Origin of the sequence: Paraconexibacter algicola (assembly GCF_003044185.1) — a bacterium.
In the GTDB taxonomy this organism is placed as follows: domain Bacteria; phylum Actinomycetota; class Thermoleophilia; order Solirubrobacterales; family Solirubrobacteraceae; genus Paraconexibacter; species Paraconexibacter algicola.
The window spans coordinates 833812-845281 of record NZ_PYYB01000001.1 but is presented as its reverse complement, the minus strand read 5'-3'; the positions used below and the strand labels follow the sequence as shown (position 1 = coordinate 845281).

The window sequence follows — 11470 nt, the reverse complement described above, 5'->3', positions numbered from 1 at the left end:
CTGCGACCGATCCGAGATCGACGGCCGGGGCGCCGTGGCGTACCCTGCGCGCCCATGGGGACGCGCGCACGGACGATCGCCACGCTCATCGCGACGGGACTCGGGCTGGTCGCCGCGGCGCCCCTGGCGCAGGCTGCCGCGCCACCGAACGACCAGTATCTGAACGCGGAGTCGATCGCGGCGGGGGGCGGTGCCTTCTCCGGGACGCTCACCGACGCGACCGACTCGCCGGAGGGTGTCGTGCTCGGTGGACGGGACGTCTGGTACCGGTGGATCGCTCCCGCGGGTGCGGGCGTGACCTCGGTGGAGCTGTGCGGGCCGATCACCGGCACGGAGCGCCCGCTGCTGAACGTCTACGACGAGAACGCCACGCCGCGGGGGTTCGCCGCGTCGGCGACGAACGCCTGCCCGGGGGCCCGTCCGTCCACCGTGAAGACCTGGCGCGCGGTCCCCGGCCGCGAGTACACGATCGTGGTCGAGGACGGGCAGATCTCGGCGGCGCCCGGCGGCTTCAGCGGCGAGCTGTACCGCGGGGGCGCGACCACGGCCGACATCCTCCCCGGCGTCGGCGGCCTCGTCGCGCCGCGGGTCGCGGGCCGGGTCGCCCTGGCCCGCGGCACCGATCTCGCGGGCAGCTGCAGCGTCGACGGCGGGGCTCCACAGCCGTGCCTGCAGGCCCGGTCCCTGGCCGCGCTGTCCGAGGGCGCCCACACGGTCAGCGCGACGTCGACCGCCGAGGGCCTCAGCGACCCCTCACCCTTCGTGCTGCCGTTCCTCGTCGACCGCACCCCGCCGCAGACCGCGACCCCGGGCGTGAACGCCACCGATCCCGCCACGCCGCTGCTGAGCCTCGCGGCCGACGAGGACGCGACCTTCCGCTGCGGGATCGGCAGCCTGACCCCGTCGGCGTGCGCGGCGACCGGCGCGTTCGTCGCCAACCTCTGCGCGCGGACGCGCACGCTGACCGTACAGGCGGTCGACCGGGCCCTGAACCTCGACCCGTCCCCGGCGACCGCCCAGCTCCCCGCATCCAGCAGGCCGTGCGGCACGCCGCGCCTGGCGCTGCGCGACGTCCAGGGGATCGGCATCCCGACCTGGAGCGTCGACACCAACGGGCTGGTCGGCGAGACCTGGCTGGAGTACGGCACCACCCCCGCGCTGGGGACGGTCACCGCCAAGCGGATCGTCGGCCGCGACTACGACGACGGGCAGTACGCCTTCGCCTCCGACGGTGCCTTCGCCTACGCGCCCAACGGCGCCACCGTCCACTACCGCGCCGTGCTGCGGACCGAGGACGGGGACGTGCTCTCGACGCCGGTCGCCTCGTTCACACGGCCGACGCCGCCGCTCGCGCCGGCCCTCACGCTGGGAGCGCCCACGGTCACCGCCACGACGATCGAGGTGCCCTACACCCTGACCTCGAACCCGAGCGCGCAGATCCCCGAGATCGACCTGCGGCTCCTCGACGACGCCGAGGTTCGCACGATCGACCGCCACGGCCTGCCCGACGCGGCCGGACCGCTGACGGGCACCCTGCGGGTCGACGGCGCCCGGCCCGACACCGTCTACCGGCTGGGCGTCTCGGCGTCCGACAGCGAGTTCTCGGCGCCGTTCACCGTCCGCACCGCCGCCGTGCCGGCGCCGGGCGGCGGGACCACGCCGGGTGGCGGCACGACGCCGGGCGGCGGGACGGCCCCGCTCGTGCGCTCGCCGCTCGGCCGGGTCACGACGCCCAAGGCGGTGCTGAAGACCCTCCGCGCGAAGCGGTGGCGGGCGACCGTGCGCTGCACCGCGACCTGCTCGGTGCGGCTGCGCCTGACGGCCGGCCGCACGGTCGTCGCGACCGGCAGCGGCCGCCGCACCGGGGCCGGCACGGTCCGGGTGACGCTGCGAACCACCAAGGCGGGCACGCGCCGGCTGAAGGCCGTCCGGCGCGGGCGCGCGCTGAAGCTGCGGCTCACCGCCGCGGCGGTCGACGCGCGCGGAGCCACCATCGGCACCACGACCACGAAGGCGCTCACCTTCCGCTGAGCCGGACGCCGGTCCGCGCGAGCGCCCGCGCGCCGACCGGGGTGGCGAGGCGCCTGCGCGCCACGTAGCATTCAACGCGCCGCCGGCGGTCCAAGCGCCCGGTGGTGCGGTCCGGGCGCAGGGTCCGGGACGCGATCACGGTCAGTAGGGGGACACCATGATTCGCCAGCTCTCGACGGCGCTGCTCGCGCTCGCCGCGTTCCCGACGGTCGGGCACGCCGCCACCGGCCCGCTCGTGCCCGCGGCCCCGCTCGTCCCGTCGGTGACCGACCTCGACGGGCGCACCGCCGTCCTGGCGGGCAGCGACCGCCTCGTCGCCGTCGCCCGCGGCCCGCGCTTCACCGTCGACGACGCGTTCCCGGGCGTCGTCGACCTCTACGACCGCCCGGTGGCGGGCTGGCCGGCGACGCTCGCCGAGCGCCGGCCCGACACCACGCTCACGATCCCGGACAGCGCCAGCGGGACGCCCCAGAGCCCGAACGCGATCGCCGCCCGGGACGGCGTCGTGGCGGTGACCGCCGGCCGTGACGTCCTGGTCTGGCAGCGCGGCACCGCCGGCTGGAGCGGGCCCGTGACGCTCGCGCGCCCCGCCAACGCGGACGTGCTCGCGTTCGCCGGGACCGCGCTCGTCGCCGGGCCCGGCGTCGCGCCCGGGCGCTCGCGGCGCGGCGGGCCCGTGACCGTCTGGGAGCCCGGCCCCACGGGCTTCGGCGAGGGCCAGCCGGCCGCGACGGTCCTCCCCGACCGACCCGTGAGCACGCTGCCGACGACGAGCGCGGTCGGCGCCCGCGGATCGCTGCTGGTCGTCATGGCCGGGAACCCCGGCACGGTCATCGTCTACGAGCGCCCCGCGACCGGCTGGGCCGCGCTCGACCCGACGGCCCCGGCCGCCACCGCCACCGTCGGCGGGGTGGTCGGCGACCCCGTCGTCGCGGACGAGGCGATCGTCGTCCCGTCGATCGACCGGCGCGCCCCCGGCGTGGACGTCGACGCGTACGTCCTGCCCCGCCCGGCGGGCGGCTGGGCCGGGGAGCTGGCGGTCACCCGCACGGTGAGCGCCGCGCGCACCGACGGGCTGACCCCCGGTGTCCAATCGGCGGCCGCCACCGACGGTCGCCGCGTGCTCGTCGCCCGCCAGTTCAGCGGTGACGACGGGCCGGTCCGGCGACCGGTCGCCGTCGACCGCCAGGACCCGGGCTGGTTCCTCGAGCCGCTGACCGTCGGGCTCGCCGCCCTGCCCCCGAACATCGCGGCCGGGCTCGCGCAGCTCGACGACCGGGCGATCGCGACGATCGACGAGCCCCCCTTCGAGATCGGCCGCGTCCTCACCGCCCGGCTGCTCGTGTCGCTGGAGCCCGAGCTGCGCCTGACCCCGGCGGCTCCCGACGGGGGCGAGGGCTGGTACCGCACGCCCCCGACCGCCGCCGTCGCCACGAGCCCGGCGCCCGCCGGTGCGCGGGTGCGCTGCGCGATCGACGCGCCCGTGCCCTCGCCGAGTGCCGCGACCCTCCCCGACGGCTGCTCGCTGTCCCCGTCCGGGACGCTCGCCGACGGGGTCCGCGTCGTCGAGGTCGCCGCGCAGGACGCGCTCGGCCAGGCCTCGGGCGTCCTGCGCCGCACCGTGCGCGTCGACGCGACCGCGCCGGCCGTCGCCTGCCCCGCCGGGACACCGGAGTTCGCCGTCGGCAGTGCCGGGATCGTCCGCGGCACCGCGGGCGACACCGGGTCCGGGATCGCCGAGAGCGCCGTGGAGGCACCCGCCGACACCCGCAGCCCGGGCGAGCGGACCGTCGTCCTGACCGCCCGGGACGTCGCGGGCAACGCCACGTCGGTGACCTGCGGCTACCGCGTCACCACCGTGCGGGGCGCCTCCACCGCGTGCACGACCCCGCCGCGCGTCCTGCTCGGCGTCACCCGGCCGACGCGCCGCACCGTCCGCTACACGATCGCCGCCGGCACGAGCCTCGGCGGGCTGCCCGCCGCCGTCCACCGCGGCCTCGAGCGCCTCGGCAGCACGACCCTGGACGCCGCCGGGAACGCGACCGTCACGATCGCGCGGCCCGGCGCCGGGCTGCAGGGAGCGGACCGCGCCCGCGTCAGCGGGCAGCGCTCCGACGCGGTGCCGCCGACCGCCCCGCTGCGGCTCACCGGTGCGACGGTCCAGGGGACCGAGATCGTCGTGCAGGGCTCGATCGGCCGCGCACTGGCCCGGCGGACCCGCACCGTGCGGCTGCGCGTGCGCACCCCGGGATGTGGCGGCGTGCTGCTGCGCAGCACCGGGCGCGCGGCCGCCGACGGCACCGTGACGCTGCGCGCGCCGCTGCCCGTCACCGGCTCGGCCGTCGAGGTCCGGCTGTCCGCCCGCAACGCCGCCGGGCGCGTCGTCGCGTCGCTGCCCCGGGTCGTCACGCGATGAGGGGTCGCCGGTTCCCGGCGATCCTCCCCACGATGGCCGCCGCGCTCTGCGCGGCGGCCGTACCGGGAGCCACCGCGCACGCCGCGGCGCTCCCCGCTGCCTGGCTCTACGATCCGGCGGCCGTCGCCGAGATCGACGTGACGCTCGCCGCGGGCAGCCGTGACGCGCTGCGGCGCGCACCCGCGACCTACGCGCCCGCGACCATCGCCGTCCGCACCCCGGGCCGCACGGTCGCCGCGGCCCCGGGCCGGATCCGGCTGAAGGGCTCGACCTCCTTCCGCGACCTCGACGGCAAGGCCGCCTTCAAGCTGCGCTTCGACAGCGGGCACCGCCCCGACGGCGTGCGGACCCTGACGCTGAACAACATGGTTCAGGACCCGTCGATGGTCCACGAGTTGCTCGCGTACACGGCGTTCGCGGCGGTCGGCCTGCCCGCCCCGCGGGTCGGCTACGCGTTCGTGCGGCTCGACGGCGAGCCCTACGGCCTCTACGCCAACGTCGAGACCTACGAGCCCGCGCTCCTGGCCCGGCACTTCCCGGCGACCACCCACCTGTACGAGGCGGAGGGACCGCCGTCCCTGCCGGCCGACGCGGTCCCGGGGATGACCGACGCGTTCGAGCTCGACCAGGGTCCCGACGATCGCACCGACCTCGAGCGGCTCGCCGCCCTCGCGGCGACGCCGGGCGAGGGCTGGGCGCGCCGGGTGGCGCCCGCGCTCGACGTCCCCGCGCTCGTCCGCTACCTCGCGACCGAGCGGTACGTCGGGCAGTTCGACGGCTACGCCGGGTTGGCCGGGGAGACCCCGTCCAACGTCTTCTTCCACGCGGGCCCCGACGGCGTCTTCTCGCTGCTGCCGTGGGGCATGGACCAGGCGTTCCGCGAGCGGATCCCCTACGGCGCCGCGGCGGGCGGCGCGCTCGCCGCCGGCTGCCAGAGCGACCCGGCCTGCCTGCGCGCCTACGCCGACGCCGTCCACGACGTGCGCACGACGCTCGCGACCGCCGGCCTGGACGAGCTCGCGCAGCGCACCGCCGCGCTCCTCGCCCCGTGGCAGGAGCGCGACCCGCGCCGCGAGCACAGCCTCGCGGAGATCGCCGCCGCGGTCGACGCGACCGTCCGGTTCGCGCGCGAGCGCCCCGCCGACGCGGACCTGCGTACCCCCGCGGCCGGGCCGGGGCCCGCCGAGCGGACGCCGGTGTCGGTCCCGTCCGACCCGCCCGCCGCGGCGGCGCCGCCCGCCGTGCTGGACCTCGGCACGACGGCGCCCGCGACGGCGGCCGGCCCGACCACCGCGCCGGCCGCCCCCGTCGCGCCCGCACGGCTGCGCGCCCGCGCGACGCTCGGCGACCGCGGGCGGCTGCGCGTCACCGTCCGCGCCCCGTACGCCGGGACCGTCGCCGTGACGGCGCCCGGCTGCCGCCGCACCCGCCCGCTCGCCGCGGACCGCCCGGTCGTCCTCACCTGCCGGATCGCGGCCACCGCGCTCGCGCGCGCCCGCCGCGAGGGCCGCCCGCTGCTCGTCCGCGCCCGTCTGTCCGCGGCCCCGCGCCGCGCCCTCACCGCCACCGTCCGGGTCCCCGTCCGATGACCCCGCGCCGTCCCCGAGAAGGAGCCGTCGTCATGCCGCAGCACCGTCCCGCCCGCCGCCGCGTCCTCGTGGCGCTGATCGCCGCGCTCGCCTGGCTCGTCGCCGCCCCGGGCGCGCTCGCGCAGGCCCTCGTCGACCCACCGGACACCGTGATCGACTCGCCCGCGTCCGGCACCCGGGTGAACGCGTCGACCCCGATCGTCTTCCGCGCCGTCGGCGACGGCGGCGGCGGGTTCGTCTGCACCGTCGTCGGGTCCGGCGACCTCGGCTGCGACTCCCCGATCTCCGCGGGAGCGTTCGGGCTGTCCGACGGTCCCTTCGAGCTCCGGATCGCCGCGATCGCCTCGGACGGCGTCACCGTCGACCCGACCCCCGCGACGGTCTCGCTCGTGCTCGACGTCACCGCGCCGCAGACGACGATCGTCACCGCGCCGCCCGCGCGCAGCCCGAGCGGCGAGGCGCGACTGACGTTCTCCGCCGACGAGCCCGTCGCCGGGTACCGCTGCGCGGTGGACGGCGGGCCGCTGAACCCGTGCGGGGCGGAGCTCGCGCTGAGCGGGCTCGCCGACGGGGCCCACCAGGTCCTCGTGCGCGCGTTCGACGTGGCGGGCAACCCCGACCCGACGCCCGCCGTCGTGACCTGGAGCTCGGACGCCACGCCGCCCGACACCCGCATCGACGCGGGGCCCTTCGGCCGGCTGACCGATCCGACCGCCCGGTTCTCCTACTCGTCCCCCGACGATCCGGCGCCGTGGTTCGAGTGCGCGGTCGACGGCGGGGCCTTCAGCGCCTGCGCCGCCTCCGGGCTCACGCTCACCGGGGTGGGCGTCGGGGACCACGTCTTCGCGGTCCGCGCCGTCGACGGGTTCGGCCGTCCGGACCCGTCCCCGGCGACGCGCGCCTGGAGCGTCGGCAGCGCCCCGGCGGCCCCGGTCCGGGCGACCTGCGCCTCGCGCCGCGTGCTGACGGTGACGCTCGGCTCGCGGCGCACGCCGGTCCGTGGCGTCGTGGCGACGATCGACGGGGTGCGCGTCGCGGCCACCGGCCGGGCGCCCGCGCGCGTGCGCGTCGACCTGCGCGGCCGGCCGCCCGGGGTCGCCGTGGTCCGCGTCCGCGGGCGGACCGCGGACGGCCGGCTGCTGCGCACGACCCGCACGTTCGCGACCTGCGGCCCGGCCGCGGGCTGACCGTCGGCCGTCCGGTGCGCGGCGCGCACCGGACGGGCCGGGGGCCTACCGCTGGCGGCGGAACGGCCCGGTGATCGCGAACACGTGCCCGGGGGACTGCACGTTGGCGAACAGGGTGCGGCGGTCGGCCGAGAACGTCGAGCCGGTGAACTCCGACTCGCCCGCCAGCTCGTTGCGCGCGAGGAAGAACGTCTCCCCGGAGGCGGTCGAGCCGACGAGGTGGCTGGCGCCCTCCCCGTCCTCGGCGATGACCAGCCCGCCGTACGGGCTGACGGTGATGTTGTCGGGCCCGTCCGCGTCGCCGTCCTGGTCGGGCGTGTACTCGAAGTGGATCTTCAGCTCGATCGTCTGCGCGCGCGGGTCGAGGAACCAGACCTGCCCGTCGTGGACCCCGGCGCTGCCGTCGGCGGTGCGGGCGAACGAGCAGACGAAGTAGCAGCCGCCGTCGCCCCACCACATGCCCTCGAGCTTGCGCGAGCGGGTCGGCTCCTCGGCGTAGGCCTGCTTGCGCGTGGGGGTGGTCGCCGCGAACCGGTCGGGGACGGTGACCCAGCGGGTGCGGTACCGCGTCCCGACCTCGCGGGCGGGGGAGAGGTCCGGCACGAAGGTCCCGTCCGGGCGCAGGGCCCGCAGCGCCTCGAGCGTGCCCGCATCGTCGGGCAGCGTGCGCAGGACGCCGCGGCCGAGCCGGCGCAGGCCGCGCGGCGGGGTCCAGCGGTAGAACAGGCCGTTGGGGGTCCCGGCGTCCTCGGTCTCGTAGATGACGCCGCGCAGCGGGTCGACGGCGACCGACTCGTGGGAGAACCGGCCGAGCGCCTTGATCGGCTTCGGGGCGCGGTTGGCGCGCTGGTCGTACGGGTCGACCTCGAAGACCCAGCCGTGCTGGACGCCGGCGACGGTCGCCTCCGTCTCCTCGCAGGTCAGCCAGGTGCCCCACGGCGAGCGACCGCCGGCGCAGTTGTTGACGGTGCCCGCGAGCGACACGTACTCGCGGACGCGGCGACCGCGCGCGTCGACCTCGATCGTCGTGGTGCCGCCGCCGGCGGCCGGGTTGAACGTGTGGTCGGGGACGGTGGGGACGGTCGGCGCGTCGCTGCCGGAGATCTCGTGGTTGACGATCAGCGCGGTGCCGCCGCGGCGCAGCGGGAACGCGGCGCTGCCGTCCGGGTCGGCGGGGGTGGGCTCGCCGGTCTCCAGGCGGGTGACGCCGGACTCGGCGATGACCGAGTAGTGGAAGCCCTGCGGGAGCGAGAGGATCCCGGCGGGGTCGGGGATCAGCGGGCCGTAGCCGGCGGGGCGGCCGTGGGCGGCGGCGGGGCCGCCGAAGAGCAGGCCGAGGCTGCCGGAGAGGGCGAGGCCGAGGCCGCCCTGGGCGCTGCGCGAGAGCATCTCGCGGCGGGAGAGGCCGGTGGGCTCGTCCGGCTCGACGGCGGTGGGGGGAACGGGTGCCATGGTGTGTGCGGACTCCGTGGGGTGGGGTTGGTACCTGCGCACCGTGTCGCACATGGGTGACGGTCCTGTGACCGTCGTGTGAATCCCGCGCCGGGCTGGCGCGCCTCCACCGCCGTAAACTGGACTTGTTCCAGAATGAGTGGCATACTCGTCGGAGTGCCGGCGACCGCCGATCTCGAGCAGCTTCTCCGCGGGGCCTCCCTGCGCGTGACGCGACCCCGGATCGCGGTCCTCGGCGTGGTGCACGACCACCCGCACGCGGACACGGCCTCGATCATCGGCCACGTCCGCCGGGACCTGCGCGACGTCTCCCAGCAGGCCGTCTACGACGTGCTGCAGGCGCTCACCGACGCGCAGCTCGTGCGCCGCATCCAGCCTCCGGGCTCGGTCGCCCGCTACGAGTCACGGGTCGGTGACAACCACCACCACGTGGTCTGTCGATCCTGCGGGGCGATCGCCGACGTCGAGTGCGCCGTCGGCCACGCGCCGTGCCTGGTCGCGTCCGACGACCACGGCTTCGTCATCGACGAGGCCGAGGTCGTCTTCCGGGGCCTGTGCCCCGACTGCCGTTCCGAGACAACCCCCTGATCCCCGAAAGGGTTCCCTGTGTCTGACAAGCCTGATGCCGAAGTCGGAGAGATGAACGAGCCGGGCGCCGCCGGTTGCCCGTTCGACCCGAGCTCCGCGCTGCACCCCACCGAGAGCGGCAGCAGCAACGCCGGCTGGTGGCCCAACCGCCTCAACCTGCGGATCCTGGCCAAGAACCCCGCGGTCGGGAACCCCAACGGCGAGGACTTCGACTACGCCGCCGCCTTCAACGGCCTCGACCTCGCCGCCGTCAAGAAGGACATCGAGGACGTCATCACGACCTCGCAGGACTGGTGGCCCGCCGACTTCGGTCACTACGGCGGCTTCATGGTCCGCATGGCCTGGCACGCGGCCGGCACCTACCGGATCAGCGACGGCCGCGGCGGCGCCGGCGCCGGCATGCAGCGGTTCGCGCCGCTGAACTCCTGGCCCGACAACGGCAACCTCGACAAGGCCCGCCGGCTCCTCTGGCCGGTCAAGGCGAAGTACGGCCAGTCGCTCTCCTGGGCCGACCTCATGGTCCTCGCCGGCAACGTCGCGCTCGAGTCGATGGGCTTCGACACGTTCGGCTTCGCCGGCGGTCGCCCCGACGTCTGGGAGCCCGACGAGGACGTCTACTGGGGTCCGGAGACGGAGTGGCTCGGCGACAAGCGCTACAAGCCGGGCCGCGTGCTCGAGGAGCCGCTCGGCGCCGTCCAGATGGGCCTCATCTACGTCAACCCCGAGGGCCCCAACGGCAACCCCGACCCGGTCGCCGCCGCCCACGACATCCGTGAGACGTTCGCGCGCATGGCGATGGACGACGAGGAGACCGTCGCGCTCATCGCCGGCGGCCACACCTTCGGCAAGACCCACGGCGCCGCCGACCCCGACCAGTACGTCGGCCCGGAGCCCGAGGGCGCCGAGCTCGTCGAGCAGGGCTTCGGCTGGACCAACAGCTACGGCTCCGGCAAGGGCGCCGACACGATCACCTCCGGGCTCGAGGTCACCTGGACCACGACCCCGGTGCAGTGGTCCAACGACTACTTCGACCACCTGTTCGGCTACGAGTGGGAGCTCGACAAGTCCCCCGCCGGCGCCGCCCAGTGGGTCGCCAAGGACGCCGAGGCGATCATCCCCGGCCCGACGCCCGACTCGCCCCCGCGCAAGCCGACGATGCTCACGACGGACCTGTCGCTGCGCTTCGACCCGGCCTACGAGAAGATCTCGCGCCGCTTCCACGAGAACCCGGACGAGTTCGCCGACGCGTTCGCCCGCGCGTGGTTCAAGCTGACCCACCGCGACATGGGGCCGCGCGCCCGCTACCTCGGCTCCGAGGTCCCCGCGGAGGAGCTCATCTGGCAGGACCCGGTCCCGGCCGGCCCGTCGCTCTCCGACGCGGACGTCGCCGAGCTGAAGGCCAAGGTGCTCGAGAGCGGCCTGACCGTCACCGAGCTCGTCAAGGCGGCCTGGGCGTCGGCGTCGACGTTCCGCGGCAGCGACAAGCGCGGCGGCGCCAACGGCGCGCGCGTGCGGCTCGAGCCGCAGGCCGGCTGGGAGGTCAACGACCCGGCCGAGCTCGCGAAGGTCCTCGACGGGCTCACCGCCGTCCAGCAGGCGTTCGGCAAGCCGGTCTCGCTGGCCGACCTGATCGTCATCGGCGGCAGCGCCGCGGTCGAGAAGGCGGCCAAGGACGCGGGCTACGACGTGACCGTCCCCGTCACCACGGGGCGCGGCGACGCGACGCCCGAGCAGACCGACGCGGACTCGTTCGCGCCGCTGGAGCCCAAGCGCGACGGCTTCCGCAACTACGACGTCGGCGGTCGCCTGCCGGCCGAGTACGCGCTGATCGACCGCGCCAACCTGCTGACGCTGAGCGCGCCCGAGCTGACCGTGCTGGTCGGTGGCCTGCGCGTCCTCGGCGCCAACGCGGGCAACACGAAGCACGGCGTCCTGACCGACCGGGTCGGGGTCCTCACGAACGACTTCTTCGTGAACCTCCTCGACCTCGGCACGCGCTGGACGACGAAGGACGACGGCACCTTCGAGACGGCCGACGGCAAGTGGACCGGCACACGTGCCGACCTCGTCTTCGGCTCGAACTCGGAGCTGCGTGCGCTCGCCGAGGTGTACGCCAGCGACGACGCCAAGGAGAAGTTCGTCCACGCCTTCGTCGCCGCCTGGGCGAAGGTCATGGACCTCGACCGCTACGACCTGCGCTAGCGCGC

At 76.3% G+C, this 11470-nt stretch carries 7 protein-coding genes; 6 read left to right on the top strand and 1 reads right to left on the bottom strand.

Features of this window, described 5'->3' with window-relative positions; translation table 11 throughout:
• Window positions 1–54 precede the first annotated feature (54 nt).
• The 4 genes from C7Y72_RS03990 to C7Y72_RS03980 all read left to right on the top strand — a co-directional run bounded on the left by C7Y72_RS03990 (window position 55) and on the right by C7Y72_RS03980 (window position 7223).
• Window positions 55–2031, top strand: a complete 1977-nt coding sequence (locus C7Y72_RS03990) for a hypothetical protein (RefSeq protein WP_107567307.1) — start codon at window positions 55–57, stop codon at window positions 2029–2031.
• Window positions 2032–2188: 157 nt separating this feature from the next.
• A complete protein-coding gene (locus C7Y72_RS23080; protein WP_158276623.1) occupies window positions 2189–4447 on the top strand; it encodes a hypothetical protein in 2259 nt (752 codons plus the stop codon).
• 32 nt (window positions 4448–4479) lie between these two features.
• Window positions 4480–6036: a CotH kinase family protein gene (locus C7Y72_RS03985; protein WP_158276622.1), complete on the top strand. Its 1557-nt coding sequence runs from the start codon at window positions 4480–4482 to the stop codon at window positions 6034–6036.
• Between the two features lie 32 nt (window positions 6037–6068).
• Entirely contained in the window at window positions 6069–7223 is a 1155-nt protein-coding gene (locus tag C7Y72_RS03980; protein WP_107567305.1) for a hypothetical protein, read from the top strand.
• Between the two features lie 45 nt (window positions 7224–7268).
• Here C7Y72_RS03980 and C7Y72_RS03975 read toward each other — a convergent pair whose 3' ends face one another.
• Window positions 7269–8675 carry an alkaline phosphatase PhoX gene (locus tag C7Y72_RS03975; protein ID WP_199223849.1) on the bottom strand — a complete coding sequence of 469 codons (1407 nt, stop codon included), beginning with the start codon at window positions 8673–8675 and terminating at the stop codon, window positions 7269–7271.
• Between the two features lie 156 nt (window positions 8676–8831).
• Between C7Y72_RS03975 and C7Y72_RS03970 the strand changes: the two genes are divergently transcribed.
• Window positions 8832–9263, top strand: coding sequence for a Fur family transcriptional regulator (locus tag C7Y72_RS03970; protein WP_107567304.1), 432 nt, complete (start codon window positions 8832–8834; stop codon window positions 9261–9263).
• Window positions 9264–9314: 51 nt separating this feature from the next.
• The gene (gene katG, locus C7Y72_RS03965) at window positions 9315–11465 is read left to right on the top strand and encodes a catalase/peroxidase HPI (protein ID WP_107567303.1); all 2151 of its coding nucleotides are present in this window, start codon (window positions 9315–9317) and stop codon (window positions 11463–11465) included.
• Window positions 11466–11470 lie beyond the last annotated feature (5 nt).

Bases quoted from the DNA above. Each gene is read 5' to 3' on its own strand.
- C7Y72_RS03990 (WP_107567307.1), top strand. From the start codon at position 55: ATGGGGACGCGCGCACGGACGATCGCCACGCTCATCGCGACGGGACTC.
- C7Y72_RS23080 (WP_158276623.1), top strand. From the start codon at position 2,189: ATGATTCGCCAGCTCTCGACGGCGCTGCTCGCGCTCGCCGCGTTCCCG.
- C7Y72_RS03985 (WP_158276622.1), top strand. From the start codon at position 4,480: ATGGCCGCCGCGCTCTGCGCGGCGGCCGTACCGGGAGCCACCGCGCAC.
- C7Y72_RS03980 (WP_107567305.1), top strand. From the start codon at position 6,069: ATGCCGCAGCACCGTCCCGCCCGCCGCCGCGTCCTCGTGGCGCTGATC.
- C7Y72_RS03975 (WP_199223849.1), bottom strand. From the start codon at position 8,675: ATGGCACCCGTTCCCCCCACCGCCGTCGAGCCGGACGAGCCCACCGGC.
- katG (WP_107567303.1), top strand. From the start codon at position 9,315: ATGAACGAGCCGGGCGCCGCCGGTTGCCCGTTCGACCCGAGCTCCGCG.